The sequence below is a fragment of the Streptomyces hawaiiensis genome (genome assembly GCF_004803895.1).
Lineage (GTDB): Bacteria > Actinomycetota > Actinomycetes > Streptomycetales > Streptomycetaceae > Streptomyces > Streptomyces hawaiiensis.
Genome location: NZ_CP021978.1, coordinates 6,324,058 through 6,347,312, shown reverse-complemented (window position 1 = coordinate 6,347,312; position 23,255 = coordinate 6,324,058). Strand labels below are relative to the sequence as shown.

At 71.8% G+C, this 23,255-nt stretch carries 13 protein-coding genes; 3 read left to right on the top strand and 10 right to left on the bottom strand.

What is annotated here, in order from left to right:
• Window positions 1-5: 5 nt before the first annotated feature.
• The gene (locus CEB94_RS29390) at window positions 6-2,048 is read left to right on the top strand and encodes a glycoside hydrolase family 31 protein (protein WP_175435041.1); all 2,043 of its coding nucleotides are present in this window, start codon (window positions 6-8) and stop codon (window positions 2,046-2,048) included.
• Between the two features lie 110 nt (window positions 2,049-2,158).
• Window positions 2,159-3,346 carry a sulfotransferase family protein gene (locus CEB94_RS29385; protein WP_175435040.1) on the top strand — a complete coding sequence of 396 codons (1,188 nt, stop codon included), beginning with the start codon at window positions 2,159-2,161 and terminating at the stop codon, window positions 3,344-3,346.
• A 31-nt stretch (window positions 3,347-3,377) separates the two neighbouring features.
• On the opposite strand, the gene CEB94_RS29380 is transcribed toward CEB94_RS29385, so the two are convergent.
• The 7 genes from CEB94_RS29380 to CEB94_RS29350 all read right to left on the bottom strand — a co-directional run bounded on the left by CEB94_RS29380 (window position 3,378) and on the right by CEB94_RS29350 (window position 14,311).
• A complete protein-coding gene (locus tag CEB94_RS29380) occupies window positions 3,378-4,091 on the bottom strand; it encodes a glycoside hydrolase family 12 protein (protein ID WP_175435039.1) in 714 nt (237 codons plus the stop codon).
• 36 nt (window positions 4,092-4,127) lie between these two features.
• Complete coding sequence (locus tag CEB94_RS29375) at window positions 4,128-6,317, bottom strand: glycosyl hydrolase family 95 catalytic domain-containing protein (protein WP_175435038.1); 2,190 nt, start codon at window positions 6,315-6,317, stop codon at window positions 4,128-4,130.
• Window positions 6,314-8,296, bottom strand: coding sequence for a beta-galactosidase (locus CEB94_RS29370; protein ID WP_175435037.1), 1,983 nt, complete (start codon window positions 8,294-8,296; stop codon window positions 6,314-6,316). The genes CEB94_RS29375 and CEB94_RS29370 overlap by 4 nt, the downstream gene beginning before the upstream one ends.
• Window positions 8,296-10,506 carry a sialidase family protein gene (locus tag CEB94_RS29365; protein WP_175435036.1) on the bottom strand — a complete coding sequence of 737 codons (2,211 nt, stop codon included), beginning with the start codon at window positions 10,504-10,506 and terminating at the stop codon, window positions 8,296-8,298. Before CEB94_RS29365 ends, CEB94_RS29370 begins: the two co-directional genes overlap by 1 nt.
• 111 nt (window positions 10,507-10,617) lie before the next feature.
• Window positions 10,618-11,568 (bottom strand): carbohydrate ABC transporter permease, encoded by a 951-nt coding sequence (locus tag CEB94_RS29360; RefSeq protein WP_175435035.1) that lies wholly within the window; start codon window positions 11,566-11,568, stop codon window positions 10,618-10,620.
• Window positions 11,565-12,602: an ABC transporter permease gene (locus tag CEB94_RS29355; RefSeq protein WP_175435034.1), complete on the bottom strand. Its 1,038-nt coding sequence runs from the start codon at window positions 12,600-12,602 to the stop codon at window positions 11,565-11,567. The genes CEB94_RS29360 and CEB94_RS29355 overlap by 4 nt, the downstream gene beginning before the upstream one ends.
• 26 nt (window positions 12,603-12,628) lie before the next feature.
• Entirely contained in the window at window positions 12,629-14,311 is a 1,683-nt protein-coding gene (locus CEB94_RS29350; RefSeq protein WP_175435033.1) for an extracellular solute-binding protein, read from the bottom strand.
• Window positions 14,312-14,682: 371 nt separating this feature from the next.
• Between CEB94_RS29350 and CEB94_RS29345 the strand changes: the two genes are divergently transcribed.
• On the top strand, window positions 14,683-17,520 hold the full coding sequence (locus CEB94_RS29345) for a glycoside hydrolase family 3 C-terminal domain-containing protein (protein ID WP_175435032.1): 2,838 nt from the start codon (window positions 14,683-14,685) through the stop codon (window positions 17,518-17,520).
• Window positions 17,521-17,628: 108 nt separating this feature from the next.
• Here the strand turns inward: CEB94_RS29345 and CEB94_RS29340 are convergent, their stop codons facing one another.
• The 3 genes from CEB94_RS29340 to CEB94_RS29330 all read right to left on the bottom strand — a co-directional run bounded on the left by CEB94_RS29340 (window position 17,629) and on the right by CEB94_RS29330 (window position 23,135).
• Window positions 17,629-19,074, bottom strand: coding sequence for an aldehyde dehydrogenase family protein (locus tag CEB94_RS29340; protein WP_175437210.1), 1,446 nt, complete (start codon window positions 19,072-19,074; stop codon window positions 17,629-17,631).
• Window positions 19,075-19,211: 137 nt separating this feature from the next.
• Window positions 19,212-20,885: a PucR family transcriptional regulator gene (locus CEB94_RS29335; protein ID WP_175435031.1), complete on the bottom strand. Its 1,674-nt coding sequence runs from the start codon at window positions 20,883-20,885 to the stop codon at window positions 19,212-19,214.
• Window positions 20,886-21,002: 117 nt separating this feature from the next.
• Window positions 21,003-23,135 (bottom strand): ATP-binding protein, encoded by a 2,133-nt coding sequence (locus tag CEB94_RS29330; RefSeq protein ID WP_175435030.1) that lies wholly within the window; start codon window positions 23,133-23,135, stop codon window positions 21,003-21,005.
• Window positions 23,136-23,255: the final 120 nt, after the last annotated feature.

Here is a 23,255-nt window from a genome sequence, read left to right as displayed (position 1 = left end):
GCCACGTGAATCAGCCTGCCGAAACCCAGCCCCAGGTGAGCCTGGCGCAGTCCTCCCCCACCGTCGGCACGTTCCGCGAGCGGGGCGGCGCGCTGGAGTGGAGCGGCCGTCAGGAGACCGTCCGGATCGAGCCGTGGGGTCCGGACGCGGTCCGGGTGCGTGCCCGGCTCGGCGGTCCGGTCCTCGAAGGACTCCCGGGCGCGCTGCTCGACGAGGCTCCCGCCACGCCGTCGACGGTGAAGATCGAGGACGGCCAGGGACTGCTGACCGTCGGCGCGCTCACCGTCGAGGTGAGCGCCGAGGGCCTGATCCGCTTCCTGCGGACGGAGGACTCCGCCGAGATCCTCGCCGAGGACCGCGCCCACTTCTGGTGGCCCGGCTCCCGCCTCTACACGGCCGTCGGCAACGGCCACCACCGTCTGGAGCAGCGCTTCGCCGCCTACGACGACGAGAAGCTGTACGGCCTCGGCCAGCACCAGCACGGGCGCCTGGACCAGAAGGGCCTGGTGCTGGACCTGGTCCAGCGCAACGCCGAGGTCGGCATCCCGGTGCTGACCTCCAGCCGCGGCTACACCCTGCTGTGGAACAACCCGGCGATCGGCCGCGTGGAGCTGGCACACAACGGCACCCGGTGGGTCGCCGACTCGGCGCGGCAGATCGACTACTGGATCACGGCGGGCGAACCGGCCGCCGCCCAGCGCCGCTACAGCGCGGTCACCGGCCGGACGCCGATGCTGCCTCAGTGGGCGGCGGGCTTCTGGCAGTGCAAGCTGCGCTACCGCACCCAGGACGAACTCATGGCGGTGGCCCGGGAATACAAGCGGCGCGGGCTGCCCATCTCGGCGATCGTCTGCGACTTCTTCCACTGGACGCACCTCGGCGACTGGAAGTTCGACCCGAAGGAGTGGCCGGACCCGGCGGCGATGGTGCGCGAGCTGGAGGAGCTCGGCATCAAGCTGGTGGTCAGCGTCTGGCCGTCGGTGTCGCCGCTGAGCGAGAACCACCCGGTCCTGGAACAGCGCGGCTGGTTCATCGGCACCCAGTACGGCCCGATGGCGCACGCCGACTGGCCCGACAAGGAGGTCGCCTCCACGGTCCAGGTGGCCTTCTACGACGCCACCAACCCGGAGGCCCGGGAGTTCGTGTGGTCGAAGGTGAAGGAGAACTACCTCGACCCGTACGGCATCACGGCGTTCTGGCTGGACGCCTGCGAGCCGGAGCTGAAGCCGGGCTTCCAGGAGAACCTGCGCTACTGGGCGGGCCCGGGCCTGGAGGTCGGCAACTCCTACCCCGCGGAGAACGCCCGCACGTTCTACGAGGGCCTTGCGGCCACCGGCGAGGAGGAGATCGTCACCCTCAACCGCTCGGCGTGGGCGGGCAGTCAGCGCTACGGCGCCGCCCTGTGGTCGGGTGACATCGGCACGGACTTCCCGACCCTGCGCCGCCAGATCGCGGCCGGCCTGAACACGGCCCTGTCGGGCATCCCGTGGTGGAACACCGATATCGGCGGCTTCCACGGCGGCGACCCGGACGACCCGGCCTACCGGGAGGTGATGGTCCGCTGGTTCCAGTTCGGCGCGCTGTCCCCGCTGATGCGGCTGCACGGCTTCCGCGACCCGGGCATGCCGCTGGGCCCGGAGATGACCGGCGGCCCGAACGAGGTGTGGTCGTACGGCGAGGAGGCCGGGACGATCCTGGAGCGGTACCTGCGGCTGCGCGAGCGGCTGAAGCCGTATGTGCTGGACGTCATGCGGGCGGCCCACGAGGAGGGCCTGCCGGTGATGCGGCCGCTGTTCCTGGAGTTCCCGGACGACCAGGCGACCTGGTCGGTCGACGACTCCTACCTGTTCGGCCCTGACCTGCTGGTCGCCCCGGTGCTGACGGCCGGCGCCACCGCCCGCACGGCGTACCTGCCGGCGGGGGCGTCCTGGACGGACGCCTGGACGGGTGAGACGTACGAGGGCGGCCGGGCCGTGACGGTCGACGCCCCGCTGGACCGCATCCCGCTCTTCCTGCGGGACGGGGCGCGGCTGCCTGTAGCGGAGTAGCCGCGTCGAAGGGGGTGGCCGGACCGATGGAGGTCTTCCGGCCATCCCCTTTCGCCTGCCCGTCCAACTTCGGTCCACTCAAGGCAAGTTCAAGAGGGTAGGTTTCCCGCGTGTCCTCGTCTCCGATCGCCCTCACCCTCGCCAACCTGGCACTGCGGCCCGCCTTCGGCTCCCGCAGGGACCCCGGACGGATCTTCGACCGCATCGTGGTGGAGGCCGGGGAGGCGCCGGGAGACCGGGAGTTCGTCGACGACTTCCGGGCCCTGCTGGGCTGGTGGGCGAAGGCCGAGCACCTCACCCCGGTCGGCTGGCAGGCCGCCCAGGGGCACGTCCGGCGCCAGCTCGCCAACCGGGCGCGGGTGCGGCGGCTGATCGCCGAGCATCCGCAGATCGAGCGGGAGCCGATCGAGAAGCCGGTGTTCGTGGTGGGGCTGCCGCGCACCGCGACCACGGTCACGCACTCGGTGCTGTCGATCTCGGACGAACACCGATGTCCTTCGCTGTGGGAACTGCTCACGCCCGATCTGGAATTGCCGCCCCGGCAGCGACGGAAGGCGGTCACGGCCGGGCGCCGGATGGTGCAGGGCACGGACCTGTTCGCGCCGCGCTTCCGTGACATCCACGCGATGGCCGCCGAGGGCCCCGAGGAGTGCACCTTCGCCCTGCCGCACGCCCTGATGCCGTTCTCCCAGGCCCGGATCCCCGAGTACCTGGCCTGGCACTGCGAGCGCGACTTCACCGCCGACTACCGGTACCTCAAGCAGGTCTACCAGGTGCTCCAGTACGGCCGTCCGCGGCGGCGCTGGATGCTGAAGTCCCCCATGCACCTGGAGAACCTGGACGCGCTGCTGACGGTCTTCCCCGACGCGACGATCGTGTGGTGCCACCGCGACCCGGTGACCGTCGTGGCGTCCTTCTGCTCCCTGATCGAGCACGGCATGGCCGTCAGCACCCGCCCCGTCGACCTGACCGGCATCGGCGCCACCTGGCTGGGCCTGCTGAGCAGGGCCATGACGCGCGGTCTCGCCGCCCGGGCCGCCATCCCCGCGCAGCAGCTGGTGGACGCCCCGTACTCCTGGCTGGGCTCGGATCCCACGACCGGCGCCCCGAAGCTCTACGCCGCTGTCGGCGCCCCGTGGACCGGGGCCGACGCGGCCCGGCTCCCCGCGGCCGTCGCCCGCCCCAAGGGCGCCCGCAAGCACACCTACGACCTGTCCCGCTACGGCCTGACGCGCGACCGGGTCGAGTCGGCCTTCGCCGAGTACAACGTGCTGCGGGCCGAGGTCGACCGCGCCTGACGGCACGGCCGGCCCCGGCCACCGCGACGGATCAGCTGCTGCTGACCGTCAGGTTGTTGGTGGTGAAGTTCAGCCCGCCGGACGACGAGGTGATCTCGTAGCCGAACTGCACGTCACCGATCGTCTCGTTGCCCATCCACTTCTTGGTGTCCTTGATCCACTTCAGGATCGGCAGCATGTTGACGCTGCCGGAGCTGGAGTCGGACGTCCGCAGGAACGAGAAGACCTCGTTGCTGCCGTTGCTGCCCTTGTACACGTTCCAGGTGTGACCGCCGAGGGTGACGGACCCCTGAGAGGTGCCGATGGGGCCGACGGCGCCGTTGTAGTTGACCCAGAGCATGATCTCGTAGTCGTAGTCGGTGTCCCAGATGTCGTACGACGTGTTGTACGCGCCGGACGACGGGACGCTGACGTTGTAGTTGCTGGTCAGCGAGGACAGGGAGGTGATCGACTTGTTGATCACCTTCTTGGAGTTGGGGTAGGACTTGATCCCGCCGGTGTTGGGGTGGTCGGCCCAGGCGCCCCAGTTGGTGCCGGAGTTGGCCCAGATGCACTGGCTGCCGGCGCCGCCGCCCCAGATGTTGTTGTAGAGCGTGTAGCCGTTGAGGCTGGTGTTGCCCCACTGGTCGCACGAGTTCCAGACGGCGGCGGAGGCGGGGGCGGAGGCGAGGCCGATGGTGGCGCCGAGTGCCAGGGCGGGAGCCAGCAGGGCCTTGGTGACCCTGCTCAGCGTGCGTGATGCCATGGTGTCCCTTCCATGGGTGGGGGGGGGTGGGGGGAACTACCACGCCCTCAGGGCGAGGACGTGGTCTTCTCCGGCGACGAGGTGGAGGGATTCTGCGCCGGAGGAAGTCCGCAGTTCGACGCGGTGGGTGCGGCCGGGCCGGATGACGGCGCGGGCGCCGTCCCGCGTCCAGGTGAGGTCGAGCTCGGCCCCGAACCGGGTGCGCACCCCGCGCAGGGCACCTTCGGGGTACGCCGCCGGCGGCGCGGGCAGCAGGACCAGCCGGTCGGGGGTCGACTGGACGAGCATCTCGATCAGCACGGCGGGCAGGGTGTGCGCGGCGTCGGCGTTGTAGACGTCACGGCCGGGGTAGTGGGCGCTCATCAGGGAGGCGTGGAAGAAGTCGCCGTCCAGGACCTGGCCGAGGGCGTGGGCGACGCGGCCCGCGTCCCGGAGCCGGGCCGCGATGAGGGCGTGGTGCAGATGGCCGTGCGCGGAGTCGTTCTCGGCGCCGCGCAGTTCGAGGGCGCGGTGTGCGGCGGCGGCGAGTTCGGGGGTGTCGTAGGGGGTGATCTCGTCGAGCGGCCAGACGCCGTAGAGGTGGCTGAGGTGCCGGTGGTCGTAGGAGTCGGTGAGGCCGGGCCACGCCCATTCGGCCAGGGCTCCGTCCTCGTTGATCCGGTGCGGCGGGAGCCGGTCGGCGAGGGCGTTCCAGCGGTCCGCGTCGGGGCCCGGGTGGTAGGCGGCGGCCGTGCGCAGGGCGTGGCGGGCCGCGGAGAGGTCCATGGCCGCGTTGAGGGTGCCCCAGCTCGCGTTGGCGGGCCGGTTCTCGGGTGAGTAGGAGGGGACGACGACGAGGTCGCCGTTCTCGTCCGTCCTGGTGAGGAAGTCCTCGTAGAACAGGGCGACTTCGGCGAGTGCGGCGGCGGTGCGCGGGTCGCGGGTGCCGTGGGTCTCGTCGTGGTCGACGAGCGGCTTGAGCAGCCAGTCGGCGCCGGCGGTCCACAGGTGCAGCGGGTACTCACGGTTGTAGTGGTAGGAGTGGCCGGACTCGCCGTCGGTGTGGGCGGGGGCGACGACGCCCCGGGCTCCGAAGATCGCGCGGGCGTTGTCGCGCCAGTCGGGAAGCTGTCGCCGGATCAGGTTCGCGTGGGCTTCGGTGACCTCGGGGAGGGCGGCGGCAGCAGCCGAGGCGGTCTGGAGGTTGAGGTTGGCGTCGTTGGTGAACGCGCCCGACCAGGCGGTGTTCCAGTCGCCGGTCCACAGTCCGGTCAGGCGGGGCGGGAAGAGGCCGCTCGCGCAGAGCAGGTGGTAGCGCCCGGCCGCGAAGAGGCGTTCCAGCAGGGCGGCGCTGCGGGGCTGCTTGAGCAGCTCCGAGCCCGGCAGGGCCCGTTCGGCGGGGTCGGCGGCGAGGTCGAGGGTGACGCGGTCGTAGGCGGTGCGGTGGAGCGCGAGGTGGCGGTCGAGGAGCTCGTCGAACTCGGTCGGCAGGTCGCGCAGGGCACGGCCCTCGGCGACCACGTCGAGTTCGCCGGTGTGCCGGTGCACCCGGGTGAGGAGCAGCACGGACCGGGCGCCCTCGATGTGCACGCCCGGGGGCACGAGGGTGGTCGTGCCGCCGGTGACGGTGACTTGGGTGACGCCGGTGCAGGCCCGGTCGCTGTCCGGGTAGCGGGCGCGCAGGCTGAGCAGGGCGCCCTCGGGGGTGAGGACGGCTCCGTGGCCGATGCCCAGTCCGGCGGGAGCGCCGGGCAGCCGGGGGTCCAGGTCGACGTCGAGGGTGAGGCCCGGTCCGCCGACGTGCTGGACGATCACGTCGTCGGCGCGGGAGACGAAGACCCGGCCGGTCCAGCCGGCACAGGCCGCACTGACCACGCCGGTGGTGAAGTCGACGTCACGGCGATAGTCGTGACCGGCGTCGGCGGGCCGGTTCAGCCGGACCTGGAAGGCGGGGTGGAAGGGCTGCACCCACTGGTGCGGGCGGCCGTCCGTGAAATCCTCGGCGGCTCCGGTGTCCCCCGCCAGGAGGCGGTCCTGGAGCGCGGCCAGGTCGCCGGCGAGCTGCGGGGGGCGGGGGTCCCGGCCGTTGGGCCGCACCAGGGTGTGGTGCGTGACGACGACCCGCTCGGCGTGCGGATCACCGAACACCAGGGCGCCGTGCCGGCCGTTGCCGCTGAGGAAGGCGTCCTCCCAGCGGGCGGCCGGGTGCGGCTCCCAGGTGCCGTGGACGGGAGCGGAGGCGGTCATGGCCGGAGCACCGCCGCCTCGTAGCGGCCGAGGGTGACCCGGTCGGTGACGTCCGCCCCGGTCAGCAGGTCGCGGTGGGTGCCGGGCACCTCGACGGTCACCGGCTCCCGGCCGTGGTTGAGCACGAACAGCACCTCGCCCCGGCGCACGGCCTCGACCTGTTCGGGGAGGCCGTCGAGCACCGGCCGGACGTCCACGCCCCCGGCGATCGAGGCCAGCAGGCCGCGCAGCGCCTCGGGCTCCGGAAGCGTGGAGACGTACCAGGCCCGGCCCTTGCGCAGGACGGCGGGCAGTCCGTCGAGTTCGCCGCCCTTGTACGGGACGGTCTCCTCGGCGGTGCCGTCTCCCTCCAGCTCCTCGGACCACAGTGTGCCCCGGAAGCCCTCACAGGCGACGGTCTCCCCCGCGTCCAGCGGCCACCACTCGTGCAGCGTGCGGATGCCGAACAGGTCGCGCAGCCGGGCGTCCATGCCGCCGGGGCGCACACGGTCGTCCTGGTCGGCGACGCCGGTCTGGAACCCGCAGACTAGGGTGCCGCCCTGCCGTACGTAGGCGAGGAGATTGTCGATCGCCGCGTCGGTGAGGGCGTACAGCTGGGGCACGACGACCAGCGAGTACGACGTCAGGTCGTGCTCGGGGTGGGCGAAGTCGGTGGTGAGGTGCGCCTGCCACAGGGCGCGGTGCCAGGCGCGCAGCACGTCCGGGTACTCCACCTGACTGGACAGGCGGCCGTCCTGGGCGCCGGCCCACCAGGCGTGCCAGTCGTGCAGGACGGCGACGTTCGCGGTGATGTGCCGGCCGCTCACCTCGGGCGCGATCCGCTCCAGGTCGGCGCCGAGCCGCTTGACCTCCTGGTACGTCCGGCCCTCCTCCCCCGCGTGGCTGACCATGCCGGAGTGGAACTTCTCCGCGCCCTGCCGCGACTGCCGCCACTGGAAGTAGCAGACGGCGTCGGCTCCCCGGGCCACCGCCTGGAGGGACCACAGCCGGTTGAGGCCGCGCGGCTTGGGGTGGTTCACGCCCCGCCAGTTGACCGGCCCGGCCGCCTGTTCCATCAGCATCCAGGGCCCGCGCGCCTGGGAGCGGGTCATGTCCTGGACCAGGGCGCCGTTCTGCGCGCCGAGGGGGTCGCGCGGGTCGGGGTAGAGGTCGACGGAGACGACGTCCTCCTCCTGCGCCCAGCGCCACGCGTCCTGCCCGAACCACAGCGGCATGAAGTTGCTGGTGACCGGCAGGTGCGGGGTGTGCCGGCGGACGATGTCCCGCTCGGCGGTGTAACACTCCAGGAGCATGTCGGAGGTGAAGCGGCGGAAGTCCAGGACCTGGCCGGGGTTGCGCATGTAGTGCGGCAGGCGGGGCGGCAGGATGCCGTCCCAGGTGTCGTAGCCCTGGCTCCAGAAGGCGGTGCCCCAGGCCTCGTTGAGGGCGTCGAGCGTGCCGTACTTCTCGCGCAGCCACCGTCGGAAGGCGGCTGCGGCCTCGTCGCCGTGGTCGAAGGTGCAGTATTCGTTGTTGATGTGCCACATCGTCAGGGCCGGGTGGCCGCCGTAGCGGGCGGCCAGGTCCTCGGTGATGGCGGCGGCATAGCGCCGGTAGGTGGCGCTGGAGTGCGAGAAGTGCTGCCGGCCGCCCCACCACTCGGTGCGGCCGTCCTCGGTGACGGGCAGGGTGTCGGGGTGCAGCCGGCCCATCCAGGGCGGGGGCGAGGAGGTGGGCGTGGCGAGGACGACGCCGATGCCGCTGTCGTGCATCAGGTCCATCAGTGTGTCCAGCCAGCCGAACTCCCGTGCTCCCGGCTCCGGTTCGAGCGTCGACCAGGAGAAGACGCCGAGGGTGACCGAGTTGACGCCGGCGGCCTTCATCAGCCGGACGTCCTCGTGCCAGGTCTCCTCGGGCCACTGCTCCGGGTTGTAGTCGCCGCCGAAGAGGAGACGGCCCCGGGTGGCGTCGCTCAGGCCGGGCCGATTCCTCTCGGGCATCAGGCGGGCTCCCCGTACTGCACGCCGCGTCCGTTGGTGGCGATGTACACGCGGCCGTAGACGCGCGGGTCGCCGGTGACGGCGGCGCCGATCCAGCCCCATTGGCGCCGGTCGTCGTTGATCCGCGTCCAGGTCTTCGCCTCGTCGTCCGAGCGGTACACGGCGGTGATGGTCTCGGTGGAGCCGACCATGTAGATCGCCGGGTAGGAGGCGCCCTCGGCGGCCTTGCCGAAGCCGAGGGTGTACGAGGCCCAGCAGCTGGCGACCTTGGTGAAGGTCGCGCCGCCGTCGGTCGAGCGGTACAGCCCGTTCCACTTGAGGCTCAGCCAGAGGTCGCCGGAGCGCCCAGGGGCGGCGGTCAGCTGGAACTCGGTGTCGCCCGAGTTCAGGCCGGTGGCCCGCGCGGTGAAGTTCCGGCCGCCGTCGGTGCTGGCGTGGAGCGTGCCGGTGGTGGTGTCGAAGGCGTAGAAGCGGGTCGGGTCGACCGGGTCGGCGAGCGGCGTGGCGCCCTTGGGGAAGGTGGCGACCTCGGACCAGGTGCCGCCGTTGTCGGCCGAGCGGTAGCCGGGGTTGGCCGTGCCGAAGGACCACAGCAGCACGCTGCCGTCGGCGTTGGCGGCGATCGGCCCCGGCGCGGACTTGGCGACGTCCGGCTGGGCCTTGAAAGGTGCCCAGGTCTTGCCGCCGTCGTTCGACCAGGCGCCGTTGCCGTGGTCGCCCCACCCGGCCCGCACGACGTACGACGGCTTGGCCGCGGCCAGCGACAGGCCCGTCGCCGTGCCGAACACCGGGTTCGACGCCATGCCGCGCGACGGGGACGCCGTGAGCCGCTCGTGGTACATCACGCCGATGTCCCCGGAGCCGCTGAGCAGGTGCGCCTGACCGGTCGGGGGCGAGATCAGCTGCCGTATGGACGCCTCCTCCACACCGCGGATCTGCGGGGCCCAGCACTTGAGGTCGCGGGTGCCGTAGAGGGTCGCGCCGGTGCCGTAGACGACGTGCCGGGAGTCGTACGGGTCGAGCCCGACGGCCTGGATCCACCAGCCGAACTTGGGCTCGTCGGCGCCGAAGGTGAGGTAGGGCGTCTCGGAGACGTCGAGGACGGCCTTGTCCTTCAGGGACTTCCAGGTGCGACCGCCGTCGGTGGTGCGGTACAGGGTGTCGATCAGCGACCAGCGGTTGTTGGTGGAGACGACGACGGTCCCGGGGCGACGGGCGTCCACGGCGACACCGCCGTAACCGAAGGAGTCGGTCCCGCCGTCATCGGTCGGCCCGCCGGGCTTCACCGGCGTGACCTCGGTCCATTTCCCGTTCGTCGTGTGCAGCTTGTGCACGCTGCCGTCGGACTGCCCGTTGGGGCCGGGGGCGTTGGCGTACGTGACGTACAGCTCGCGCGTGTGCTTGTCGTACGCGGCCCGGATCGGCACCCGGGCGGCGGTGCCGGTGGGCTGCCCGGGGACGGCCTCCCAGGTCGTGCCGTCGGCGGTGCGGTACAGGTTGGGCCGGCCGGCCGTGCCGTCGGAGTCGCCCCAGCCGGCGTAGACCGTACGGCCCGCCGCGACGAGGAGGGTGACGCCCTGGCCCGTGGCGCTGGGCGCGGCCGGGAAGCTCACGGCCTTGAACGTCGCACCCCGGTCGGTGGACTTGAGCAGCCCGTCGTGCCGGGTGCCGAGCCACAGCGTGTCGCTGTCCCGGGGATCGACCAGCAGCCGCTCACCGCATCCGCGCCCGTCCTCGTTGGCCCCGAGCTTGACGGTCAGGTCGGTGCGCTTCCAGGTGGCACCCCGGTCCTCGGACCGCAGCACGGCCCCGTTGCCGGCCCAGGACTGCGCGTACGTGCCCAGGGAGAGGTACAGCCGGTTCGGATGGGCCGGGTCGACGGCCATGGCCTCGACGCCGAGCAGGTTCCAGTCGTCCCAGCCGATGTGGTCGGTCAGCGGGGTCCACCGGTCGGTCCGGTCGTCCCAGCGGTAGGCACCGCCGATGTCGGTACGGAGGTAGGCGAGCCCGCGTACGGAGGGGTGGAACAGCACGCCGGTGATGAATCCGGTGCCGCCCTGGACGGCGTTGCGCCAGCGGTATCCGCTCTTCGCGGCGGCCGCGGGTGTGACGGCGCCGGCGTGCCCCTGAGCGACCGGAAGGGAGACGACCGCGGCGACGGCAGCGGTCCCGGCCAGCACGGAACGTCTGCTGAGGTGAAACGTGCTCATGACATACCTCGGTTCTTGCAAGAGGGGAAAGTGGGTGCCCTCAGGGGCGCGGGGAGCTGCGCGGCAAGCCACGAAGCAGCCGCGGACGACGAACGACGGACGGCCCTACGGTCAGCCCTTCACGGCCCCCGTGAGCATGCCCTTCTTGAAATGCCTCTGGACGAACGGCGAAATCACGGCCACCGGCAGCAACGCCATCACCATCACGGCCATCTGGATCGCGAGCGCGGAGATCTGCCCGGTCTTGATCGCCTGACTCACCCCGACCGGCGCTTCCTGCTTCTGCACCAGCTGGATCATGACGTTCTGCAGCGGCATCATGCTCTGGTCACTGAGATAGATCGACGCGTTGAACCAGGCACTCCAGTACCCCACCGCGTAGAACAGCGTGATCACCGCGATGACGGCCCGCGAGAGCGGCAGGACGATCTGCCAGAGGATCCGCCAGTCTCCCGCCCCGTCGATGCGCGCACTGTCGATGAGCTCCGGCGAGATGCCCATGAAGAACGCGCGCAGCACGAGGATGTTGAAGACGCTCACCGCGCTCGGCAGGATCAGCGCGAGATACGTGTCGGTCAGGCCCAGGGACTGCACCAGCAGATACGTCGGAATGAGCCCGGCCCCGAAGAACATCGTCGCGAGCAGCGTCATCAGCAGCCAGCGGTGACCCAGCGACCCGCTGCGGGACAGGCCGTAGGCGGCCAGCACCGACACCGTCATGGAGAACACCGTGCCGGCCAGCGTGACGCACACACTGACGATGGCGGCCCGGGTCACCTGCCCGCCGCTCAGCAGTTCCTGGTAGGCGATGAAGGTGATGTCCTTCGGGATCACCACGAGCCCGCCGGCCGCGTTGATGGTCTGCTTCGAGGACAGGCTGGTGACGATGACGATCCACAGCGGGAACAGGACCGCAAGGCAGGCGGCGGCCAGCACGATGCCCTTGCCCGCGAGGCCGGCCTTGCCGGGCTCGTCCTCCCAGACGGGCCTCGGCGGAGCCTCCCACCAGCGGGGTTCGCGCGCCGCCTCGTCGAGGGCGGCCTTGTCGATGACGGCGGTCACTTCTTGTACACCCCCTGCTCGCCCATGAAGTGGGCCACCTTGTTCGCGGCGAGGACGAGCGCCACACTCACCAGGCCCTTGATCAGTCCGGCCGCAGCCGCATAACTGAAGTCCTGGTTGCGGACGCCGTTCCACCACACATAGGTGTCGAGAACCTCCGCCGCCCCCGGTCCGACCGCGTCGCGTTGCAGCAGGATCTGCTCGAAGCCGACGGTGAGCGCGTCACCGACCCGCAGCACCAGCAGCAGGGCGATCACGGGCCGCAGCGCGGGGAGCGTGACGTGCCACATCCGGCGCCAGCGCCCGGCCCCGTCCATGGCCGCCGCCTCGTACAGGTCGGGGCTCACGGAGGCGAGTGCGGCGAGGAAGACGATGATGCCCCAGCCCGCGTCCTTCCAGACGCCCTCGGCCGTCACCAGGAACTTGAAGATCCCGGGGTCGGTCATGAGGTCGAAGCCCTCGTAGCCGTGCTGGCGCAGGGTCTGCGCGATGATGCCCGCTCCGCCGAAGATCTGCTGGAAGACGGTGATCACCAGCACCCAGGAGAAGAAGTGCGGCAGGTAGAGGATCGCCTGCGACACCGCCCGGATCCGCGGCCTGATCACGCTGTTGATGAGCAGCGCGAGCACGATCGGGATGGGGAAGAACAGCACCAGCTGAAGGCCGAACAGCACGAGCGTGTTCCGTACGGCGTCCCAGAACGCCGAGTCCGCGAAGATCCGCTCGAACTGCTCGACGCCCACCCAGGGGCTCTCCAGCATCGCGACGAAGCCGTTGGAGCTGACGTAGGGGTCGTACTCCTGGAAAGCGACGACATTGCCCAGGATCGGTATGTAGTTGAAGACCAGGACCAGCGCGACGGCCGGCAGGGTCATCAGGATCAGCGTGCGGTCGCGGCGCAACCGCAGCCTGAGGCTCAGCTTGCCGGAAAGTTTCTTCTTCCCCGGCTGCTCCCCGGTGGCGTCCGCCGCCCGGGAAGCCGTCTCGGTGGTCTCCGCCTCGGCCCTGCTGCGAGGCACCGTGCTGTTGGACACGGATTTCTCCTTGCCTCAGCGCCGGGTCACTGCGCGGAACCGTTGGTGTCGTGCAGCTTCTGGTACCAGTCCCGCAGCTTGTCGCCGCCCTGCTTCTTCCAGTCGGAGACGGCCTGCTGCACATCGCTGATCTTCTTGCGGCCGCGGACGACGTCGTCCTCCAGCTGCTCGAAGTCGTTGGAGAGGTTGGTGTAGCGCGTCGGCTCGGTGATCTGCATGCCCCAAAAGGTGGACTTCTTGGTGAAGCCGCCCATCCGCTGCTGCCACTCCACCTGCTCCTTCGCGATGTCCGGGAAATCCGGGTGCGCGATGGTCGGGGCAGGGCTCGCGAGCATCACGTAGGCGTTCACGACCTCCTGGTTGCCCTTGTCGTTCTTGGTGGGCACCCCGTCCTTGACGGTGTAGTGCGTGCCCTCCACCCCGTAGTTGGTGAGCATGTACTCCTTGGTGCCGTACGGGGCGGCGGTGACGTTGGCGGCGGCCAGGATGTCCTCGACGACGGCCTTGGAGGCGCGCTTGCTGACGAAGGCGAAGATGCCCGCGGGCGAGCCGGCCCACAGGGTGGGGTCACCGCCGTCGGCGCCGAAGATGTCCATGCCGGAGATCCGGAAGTCGTTGTTCTGGCCCGCCTGCTCGGCCATCTTGCCCCACCAGTCCGAGATGTTGTTGTTGTAGATCAGCACCTGGCCGGCGGTGAAACGGTCGCCCGCCGTGCCCTGGACCGCCTTGGCGTCGGGGTGGACCACACCCGCTGTGTACAGCTTGCGCGTCCACTCCAGCGCTTCGAGGTACTCCTCGGTCTCGACCCGGTAGATCATCTTGCCGTCGGCCAGGTTCCAGCCGAGCGGCTTCTCGCTGCCGGAGAGCACGCCGAAGAAGTTGAAGGCGGACCACTTCATGTCGTCGCAGGCCCACACCTTGGACTTGGACCGGGTGATCTCCTTGGCGAGGGCGAGGAACTCGTCCGGGGACTTGGGGAGCTCGTAGCCCTCCTTGTCGAAGATGTCCTTGCGGTAGAAGGGCACGATGCCGTTGACCGAGGGGGCGGGCTGGGGCAGGCCGCGCAGCTTGCCGCCGAAGATGGAGTACTGCCATGCACCGCTCGGGATGGCCGCGAGGTTCGGGTACTTCTTGACCGCGTCCCCGGACAGGTAGGGGCCGAGGTCGGCGAACTTGCTGATGATGGCGCTGGGTATCTTGCCGCCCATGTTCCAGCTGGGGATGACCACGACGTCCGGCAGGTCGCTGGAGGCGAGGACCGCGCCGAGTTTCTCGTCGTAGGTCATGCCGTCCTGGTTCTGCCAGGTGATGTCGACGCCGATCAGGTCGTTCATCGCCTTGTAGTAGGCGTTGTCACCCTTCGGAGGCGTGCCCCAGAACGGCGACATGATCTTGATGGAGCCGCCCTTGCCGAGCTTCTTCGGCACCGAGCCCTTGAGGTCGGCCAGGCTGAGCTTGCTGGTGAAGCCCATGGCCGAGCCGTTCTTGGACGGGATGTCCGGCGAGACCACGTTGCTCGCGACGTAGGCCGGCAGCAGCTTCTTGGCGCTCTTGCCGGCCGTGGTGCCGTCCTTCGAACCGCTGTCCGACCCGCCGCAGGCGGCGAGCAGCGGTACCCCGCCGGCCACGGCTGCGGTGGCGACCGCCGTGGAGGCGAGGAAACTTCTCCGGCTCGGTCCGGAGGAGGCGGAGGCGGCGTTCGGCGTCATTGCGTCAACCCTTCATGGCGCACCAGGACACCCGGCGGAGGGCCGTCGGCTGCGGTGTCTCGAGTGGAACTGGCTGAGCCGAAGCGATACTCCGACGCGTGACGCGGAATGTGCACCACCGGGTGGCGGACTTCACAGTCGAAGCGCTTCGATGTTGCTGCGAGGTTAAGTGAACACCCAGGGGTGCACAAGGGGCGATTCCAAGATTCCTCCGAGGTGTGCACGAGCGCGTGCGGCTCTCGTGGGCCGTTGGAATGCCGCCCGAAGCTCGGAGTTGTTGCGCCGAGGTGTCTTGACACCCACCCCTGCGCCGATCGAGCATCGAAGCGCTTCGAAAGGGCCTTGCCGCTCCATCGCAAAGGGATTCCCACGTGACCGCACACCCGCCGCCCATGCCGCCGTTCCGCGATCCGCGCCTGTCGTTCGCGAAGCGGATCGACGACCTCCTGTCGCGGCTCACGATCGAGGAGAAGACCGCGTTCCTGCATCAGTTCGCGCCCGCGGTCGAGCGGCTCGGTGTCGCCGCCTTCCGCACCGGCCAGGAGGCCCTGCACGGCGTGGCATGGATGGGCCCGGCGACGGTGTTCCCGCAGGCGGTCGGCCTCGGGGCCACCTGGAACCCGGAGCTGGTGCGGCGCGTCGGCGACGCGGTGTCCAAGGAGATCCGCGCGATGCGCGCCAAGGACGACCGGGTCGGCCTCAACGTCTGGGCCCCGACGGTCAACCTGCTGCGCCACCCTCTGTGGGGCCGCAACGAGGAGGGCTACTCGGAGGACCCGAAGCTCACCTCGGCGATCGCCACGGCCTACACGCGCGGTCTGCGCGGCGACCACCCCACCTACTGGCGCACCGCGCCCGTGCTGAAGCACTGGCTGGCCCACAACAACGAGACGGACCGCTCCACGACGTCGAGCTCGGTGCGCCCGCGCGTGCTGCACGAGTACGACCTGCGGGCCTTCCGCGAGACCGTCGAGGCGGGCGCGGTGGCCGGGGTGATGCCGGCGTACAACCTGGTCAACGGCCGTCCCAACCACGTCTCCCCGTATCTGTCCGAGCACCTGCGGACCTGGACGGAAGAGGACCTGCTGGTCTGCTCGGACGCGGGCGCGCCGAGCAACCTGGTCGACTCCGAGCACTACTTCGACACCCACGAGGAGGCCACCGCCGCCTCCCTCGTCGCGGGCGTCGACAGCTTCACCGACCACGGCACGGACTCCTCGCAGATGACCGGGCGGCTGCGCGGCGCCCTGGAGCGCGGTCTGCTGACCGAGGCCGATCTCGACACGGCCGTCCGCCGCCAGCTCTCGGTCCGCTTCCGGCTCGGCGAGTTCGACCCGGAGTACGACCCGCACGACGCGACCGGCGAGTTCGACACCCCGGCGCACCGCGCCCTCGCCCTGGAGGCCGCCGAGCAGGCGGTCGTGCTGCTCAAGAACGACGGGGTGCTGCCGCTCGCCCCCGACACTCGCATCGCGGTGGTCGGGCTGCTCGCCGACGAGTGCAAGCTCGACTGGTACAGCGGCACGCTCATCCACCGCTCGACCCCGCTGGAGGGCCTGTACGAGCGGTTCGGCGCGGAGCGGGTGGAGTTCGCGGAGGGTGTGGACCGGGTCCGGCTGAAGACCTCCGCGGGCGCGTTCCTGCACGTGCCGGTGGCCGAGGGGGCCGCCGCCGAGGTGCGCGGCGCCGAGGGCGCCCTCGACCCGGCACTGCTCACGGGCCGCACCGACCTGCCCGCGCTCACGACCGACGCCGGCGGCACCGAACTGGCGCTCGCGGACTGGGGCGAGGGAGTCCTGACCCTGCGCGCCCCCGACGGCCGCTACCTCTCGGTCGCCGACGACGGCTACCTGCGCGCCTCCGCCGACCAGCCGGGCGGCTGGATCGTGCAGGAGACGTTCCGGCTGGAACCGCACGGGAACGGGCACCTCCTGAAGCACCTGGGGACGGGTCGCCATGTGTCTGTCTCCGCCGACGGCGTGAAGGTTGCCGACGAAGATCCCGAGGTCTTCGAGCTGGTCGTCGCCGAGCGGGGCGAGGAGGCGGTGGCGCGTGCCGCCGCGGCGGCCGACGTGGTCGTGGTGGTCGCGGGCAACGACCCGTACATCAACGGGCGCGAGACCGAGGACCGTACGACTCTGCGCCTGCCGGAACAGCAGGAGCGGCTGCTGCGGGCGGCCCGCGCGGCGAACCCGGCCACCGTGCTGGCGCTGGTCTCCGCCTACCCGTACGCCGTCGACCCCGCCGAGCTCCCGGCGGTGCTGTGGAGCGCGCACGGCGGCCAGGCGGCCGGCACCGCCCTGGCCCGCGTCCTGGCCGGTGACGTCTCCCCCGCCGGGCGCCTCCCGCAGACCTGGTACGCCGACGACGCCGACCTGCCCGGCCTCCTCGACTACGACGTGATCGGCGCCCGCCAGACGTACCTGTACTTCGAGGGGACGCCCCTGTTCCCCTTCGGGCACGGCCTGTCGTACGCGTCGTTCGCGTACGGCGACCTGACGGCCCGGGCCGAGGAGACGACGGTGCGGGTCTCCTTCTCCGTCACCAACACCGGTGACGTCACGGCCGACGAGGTGGCCCAGCTCTACACCCGGGCCGTCGACGCGTCCGTGCCGCGTCCGCGCCGCGAGCTGCTGGACCACCGCCGTGTCACCCTCGCCCCGGGGGCCACGGCCGAGCTGAGCTTCGAAGTCCCGCTGACCGCTTTCGGGTTCTGGGACGTGGCCCAGGACCGGTGGCGCGTGGAGCCGGGCGGGTACGAGCTGCTGGCCGGGGCGTCCAGCGAGGACGTCCGGCTGCGGACGACCCTCACGCTCGACGGTGAGCCGGCCCTGCCGCGCGCGGTCGTCACGGACGGCCTCCCGGCGGCCGGGTTCGACGAGCACAGCGGCATCGAGATCGTCGACCGGACGAAGGTCTCGGGCGACGCGGTGACACCGGCGGGCACGGCGACGGGCGAACTGGTCTATCGCGCCTGTGACTTCGGGCGGGGCGTCTCCGAGGTGACGGTGGAGGTGGCCGGCGAGGGCACGGTCGAGCTCTCCCTCGACGGCGGCCAGGCACTCGCGGTGCTGTCTCCCGCCTCACCGACATCGGGTCCGTACGACTACGTCACGCTCGGCGCGTCCGTCGTCGCCGCGGGCGTCCACGACGTGCACCTCAGGCTGCGCGGCCCGCTGCGGCTCGCGCACGTCGGCTTCTCCGGCTGAGGGTCCGGAGCAGGCCGGCGCAGAGAAGGGGCCCGGCACCGGAAGGCATCGGTGCCGGGCCCCTTCGCAGAGCCTATATGAAAATGGTTTCCATAAGCTAGGGGGTGGCTAGAGGTCGATGCCGGTGAGGACCAGCACCCGCTCGTAGGTGTAGTCCTCCATGGCGAACCGCACGCCCTCGCGGCCCACACCGGACTGCTTGACGCCGCCGTACGGCATCTGGTCGGCGCGGTAGGACGGCACGTCGCCGATGACCACGCCGCCGACCTCCAAGGCGCGGTGGGCGCGGAAGGCGGTCTGCAGGTCGTGGGTGAACACGCCCGCCTGGAGGCCGTACTTGGAGTCGTTGACGGCGGCGAAGGCCGCGGCCTCGCCGTTCACCTTCTGCACCGTGAGGACCGGCCCGAAGACCTCCTCGCAGGAGAGCGTGACACCGGCCGGAACCTCGGCCAGGACGGTCGGCGCGTAGGAGGCGCCGTCGCGCTTTCCGCCGGTGAGCAGTTGAGCCCCGGAGTCCACGGCCTCCTGGACCCACGTCTCCACGCGCCGGGCGGCGTCCTCGCTGACCAGCGGGCCGACGTCGGTCTTGTCGTCGCTCGGGTCACCGGTGACCTGGGCCTCGACGGCGGCGACGACGCGCGGCAGCAGCCGGTCGTACACCGAGGCGTCGGCGATGACCCGCTGCACGGAGATGCAGGACTGGCCGCCCTGGTAGTTGGAGAAGGTGGCGATGCGGGTCGCGGCCCATTCCAGATCCTCGTCGCTCGCCCAGTCGGCGAGGACGACGGCCGCGCCGTTGCCGCCCAGTTCCAGGGTGCAGTGCTTGCGCGGCACCGAGTCCATGATCGCGTAGCCGACCTTTTCGGAGCCGGTGAAGGAGATCACGGGCAGGCGCTCGTCCTGTACGAGGGCGGGCATCTTGTCGTTGGCGACCGGCAGGATGCTCCAGGAGCCCGCGGGCAGCTCGGTCTCGGCCAGCAGGTCGCCGATGATCAGGCCGGACAGCGGGGTCGCCGGAGCCGGCTTCAGGATGATCGGGGCACCGGCGGCGATGGCCGGGGCGATCTTGTGGGCGCAGAGGTTCAACGGGAAGTTGAAGGGCGCGATGCCGAGCACGACGCCCTTCGGGAAGCGGCGGGTGAGGGCGAGCCGGCCCTGGCCGCCGAGGTCGGTGTCGAGGCGCTGGGCCTCGCCGCCGTTGAACCGCCGGGCCTCCTCGGCAGCGAACCGGAACACGGACACGGCCCGCCCGACCTCGCCGCGCGCCCACTTCAGGGGCTTGCCGTTCTCGGCGGAGATCAGCTGCGCGATCTCCTCGGTGCGCTCGACCAGGCGCTTGCTCACGTGGTCGAGGGCGGCGGCCCGGACATGGGCGGGGGTGGCGGCGAACTCGTCCAGGACGGCGTGCGCGGCGGCCACGGCCTCCTCGACCTGCGCGTCGGTCGGCACGCTCACCTTGCCGACGAGCCGCCCGTCCCACGGCGAGCTGACGTCGAAGGTGTCCTCGCCGGTGGCCTGGCGGCCGGCGAGCCAGAAGGCGTGGGTGGCTGCCACATCGTTCTCGGGCATTTTGGTTCCGGCCCTTCGGCGTTGGGGGTGATCCTGTGCTGCGGGACCAACGGTAGGCGCGAGGTGGCCGAAGGGCGTTTGTCCGGGCCGTAGCAGTGGGGGACGCGGACACTCCGGATTGGCTACTCGGTGGTGGTCGCCTTCAGGGCGAGCCAGAGCTCCATGCGGACGTCCGGGTCGTCCAGGGAGCGGCCCAGGATCTCCTCGACCCGGCGCATGCGGTAGCGCAGGGTGTGGCGGTGGACGCCGAGTTCGGCCGCCGCCGCGTCCCACTGGCCGTGCTTGGACAGCCAGGCGCGCAGGGAGGCGACGAGGTCGCCGCGGCCGGTGGCGTCATGCTCGTTCAGCGGCCGCAGTATCCCGTCGGCGAACGCCCGCACCGCGTCGTCCGCCAGCAGCGGCAGCACCGATCCGGCCGCCATCCGCTCGTGCTCCACGAGGACGCGCCCGCGCCGCCGCGCCACCGACAGCGCCTGCCGGGCCTGCTTGTACGCTGCGGACGCGGCGATGGGCCCGGCCGGTGCCGACAGGCCGACGACCAGTTCGTCGTCCTCGCCGCCCGGCACCTTCTCGCGTATGCCGGCCCGGGCCGTCTCCAGGGCGGCCGCGTACTCCCCGCAGGCCGCCGCGGCGGCGCCGCCGTCCGCGGCCAGCACCACCAGCCGCTCCCCCTCCGGCACCACCAGCACGGCCTCGCCGGCCCGGGCCGCCGCGGACTCCACGACGTCGGCGAGCGCCGCGAGGGGGTCGCCGCCGGTGTCGGCCGCGGCGAGCGCCGCGGCCGAGGGCCGCTCGACGGGCGGAGCGCCCTTGCGTGCCTCGGCCCGGGCCAGCGCGGCCGACGCCGACACCGGCACCCGCTCCGCGACCATCATCCGGAACGGCGCGTCCAGCAGCTCGCCGTACAGGTCCCCGGCGACCGCGCGGGCATGGTCCGGCTCCCCGGCCAGCAGCATGCGCAGCACCGCCGCGCCGACCCGCTGCTCGGCCGCCTGGAGGGACCGGGAGCGTTCCGTGGTCAGGGTCAGCAGCGCGATGGCCGAGTGGACGGCGTAGCGCTCGGCGGTGCCCGGGGCGGCGGCCGTACCGACGGCGAGGGCAGCCCGGGGCCGCCGGCCGGTGCCGAGGGTGTGCAGCTCGATCCGGTCCTCGTTCTCCGGCCCACCGACCACCGAGGAGGCGGGCGCGGGGCGGTCCCGCAGCGTCTGCACGTCACCGGTGAGCCGCGCGGCGCGCCGCCCCGCCCACTCCGGGGCCGTGGCGACGACCGCGCCCGAGGCGTCGTACAGCGCCGCCCATCCGTCGACCTGCGAGGCCAGCGCCGCCAGCAGCCCCTCCGGGCCCCCGGCCTGGGCCTGCCGGGTCAGCTCGCGCTGGGCGGCGAACCCGGCGGTGACGGCCCGGTACTGGTCGGCGGCGATCGCGGCGGACACGGCCTTGCTGATGGCGAGGAACGGGGTGCGGCGCGGCACCTCCAGCAGTGGCAGGCCCTCCTCCTCGGCCGCGTCGACGAGCGCCTCGGGGATCTCCTCGTAGTTGACGCCGACGGCGAAGCCGAGCCCCACCACGCCGGCCCCGGCCAGCCGCCGCACGTAGCGGCGCATGGCCTCCGGGTCCTCGGCGTCCAGCTTGAGCGCGGTGATCAGCAGCAGTTCCCCGCCCTCCATGTAGGGCACGGGGTCGGCGAGCTCACTGGGGTGCGCCCAGCGGACCGGCACGTCGAGGCGGTGTTCGCCTGCCCGCACGGTCAGTTTCAGCGCGGAGTGGTGGACGAGCGAGGCGAGCGTCGGGGGCATGAGGCCTTCTGCGTCAGGGCTGTGTGATCTCTGTGGTCTTTTGGCCGCCTCGTATGAACGACCTGTGACGATTCTGCCTCACCGTACGGTCCCCGCGTACCGCACGGCTGGGAAGGGTCAGCCCCGCAGATCCACCAGCAGCGGTGGCGCGTGCTCGCCCTTGACGTCGGTCAGCGACAGCACCGCGTGCCCCGCCGGCACGCCGTGCGCCAGCTCGGAGGCGGACCAGCGCTCCCGCTCGACCTGCCGCACGGTCACCGCCCGCGCGGTCGGGGCCTTGCCGGTGATCACCCGGCGCAGCATGTGCACGGCCTTGCCCGCCGGGGTCTCCGCGATGATCTGCCGGTCGGTGACGTCCCGGGCCTCGGTCCACTCCTTGCCCCAGACCTCGGCGAAGTCCTGCCCGTCCCACGGCGTGAGTCCCGCCAGCGCCATCCGGCATCCGGTGGCCCCGAGCAGCGGCCCCCGCAGCGGCCGGGCCACGTCGTCCAGCGTCCGCAGGGTGAGCACGACTCCGGCGTTGCCGGACCGCAGCCGCTGGATGCCCCGCACGGCCTCGGGCGTCACCACCCCGGTCGCGTCGTCCAGCAGCAGGCACGCGAACAGCGACCGGTCCTCGCGTACGGCGACACTCGCCGTGAACTGCGCGAGCACGAGCCGGGCCAGCATCTTGGAGGCGTCGGCGTGCCCACGCTGGGGCAGGTCGATGCGCACCCGCACCGGATGGTCGAGGGCCTTGAGGGTGAAGGGCCGGGACTGACCGGAGGTGTCGAAGAACCCGGCGAAGGCGGGCCGGTCGAGCAGCGCCACGCGGTCGCCCAGCGCCCCGGCGACGTCCCCGGGCTGCCCCATCTGCCGCTCCCGGGCGTCGAGCTCGCGCAGCAGCGACTCCTGCCCGGCCTCGTGGAGGCCCTGCCGCAGCGCGGCGAACGGACCCGGCGACCCGTCCAGCAGCTGCCGCAGCTCCGGTACGGAGGGGAAACGCCCGTGCACGGCCCGGAACGGCCCGAGCAGCTGGGCGAGGACGGTGGTGGACCGGCGGCTGTCGCTGCCGGGATGCGGATCGGCGAGATCTCCGACGAGCGCCTCGGCGAGCACGGCAGCGGCCTCGTCCGGGTCGGCGCTGCCCCCGTACAGATCGAGGTCGTACTCGGACTCCTGGTTCCCGATCCGTACGACCACGTCATACGCGTCGGCCGGCCCGAGCCCCGCGCCGGCCGCCCCGACGACGACCACGGCGGCGCGCCCGGCGAGGGCGTGCAGACAGAGCGACTCGGCGAGAGGACGGACGACGGTCCCGGTCTTGCCGGAGCCGGCGGGGCCGACGGCCACGAGCGAGGTGCCGAGCAGGTCGGGCCCGAGGGCCAGCCCCGTGTCGCGGTAGGCGTAGGGGTTGCGGGCGTCGTCCACGGTGGTCCCCAGCCGCACCTGTCCGGTGACGAGGTCGTGCCGGGCGAGCCGGGCGGGCAGGTCGCGCTCCCCGGAGGGGTGCAGGCACGCGGCGGCACCGTCCTTGAGCACGGCGCCGCTGAAGGTGGCGAGGCTGTGCCGTCCGGTGCGTACGCCCTGCCAGGCACGGAGGATCCGGGCATGGTCGACGTCCCGCATCAGCCCGGTACGGGCCTCGGCGGCGAGGCGCTCGGCGGCGTCGGCGGCACCGGCGGCGCGCAGTTCGTTCCACTGGGCCGGGTCGTCCTCGGGGGTCGTCCGGGTTTCCAGTGCCTCCGGCCGACGGAAGCGGGGGGTGACGAAGCGGCGCCACACCTCGCCCCAGCGGCCCAGCCGGGCCGCCCCGACCATGATCCCCAGGGCGACGAGCAGCTCGTACCCCCGGTAGACGATGAACGTCCCGGTCTCCCCGAGATCGCTGTCTCCGCCCCGCCAGGCGTCGGGAACGATCAGGTCGAACGGCACCCACCACCAGGTGCCGAGGTACCCGTTCTGCAGCAGCGACCAGATCAGCCATCCCACGAGGAAGGCGATCAGCGCCCCGCTCAGCAGCTGCCGGGTGGGGATCTCCTCGGGTTCTTCCGCGGGCCGCGGGCGGTGCCCGAACCGCCACACGCCCGGCGCGGCGTCGGGGCGTGGCGCGCGCAGCCAGGTGAGGAACGCCGACCCGTCCGGCAGCGGCGGCATCCCGGGGGCCCGGGGTGGCCGGGGCGGCATCGCGGGCACCTGAGGAGGTGCCGCCGGGCGCGGCACGGGACTCGCATGCGTACCCCGCGCGTCCTGCGTCCCGTCGCTGTCCATCGCCCTTGCCCCCTGACCAGCCGCTCCGTCCACCATCAGCGAGCCAATCTAACGCCCTCCGCTGGGGAGTTCACCGCTTACGCGGCCGGGTCGTGGGCACCAGCCCACGAGACTGCCATG

What these genes read in the sequence shown, in the direction of transcription:
- CEB94_RS29380 (WP_175435039.1), bottom strand. Translation starts at nt 4,091, where the DNA reads ATGGCATCACGCACGCTGAGCAGGGTCACCAAGGCCCTGCTGGCTCCC.
- CEB94_RS29375 (WP_175435038.1), bottom strand. Translation starts at nt 6,317, where the DNA reads ATGACCGCCTCCGCTCCCGTCCACGGCACCTGGGAGCCGCACCCGGCC.
- CEB94_RS29370 (WP_175435037.1), bottom strand. Translation starts at nt 8,296, where the DNA reads ATGCCCGAGAGGAATCGGCCCGGCCTGAGCGACGCCACCCGGGGCCGT.
- CEB94_RS29365 (WP_175435036.1), bottom strand. Translation starts at nt 10,506, where the DNA reads ATGAGCACGTTTCACCTCAGCAGACGTTCCGTGCTGGCCGGGACCGCT.
- CEB94_RS29350 (WP_175435033.1), bottom strand. Translation starts at nt 14,311, where the DNA reads ATGACGCCGAACGCCGCCTCCGCCTCCTCCGGACCGAGCCGGAGAAGT.
- CEB94_RS29335 (WP_175435031.1), bottom strand. Translation starts at nt 20,885, where the DNA reads ATGCCCCCGACGCTCGCCTCGCTCGTCCACCACTCCGCGCTGAAACTG.
- CEB94_RS29330 (WP_175435030.1), bottom strand. Translation starts at nt 23,135, where the DNA reads ATGGACAGCGACGGGACGCAGGACGCGCGGGGTACGCATGCGAGTCCC.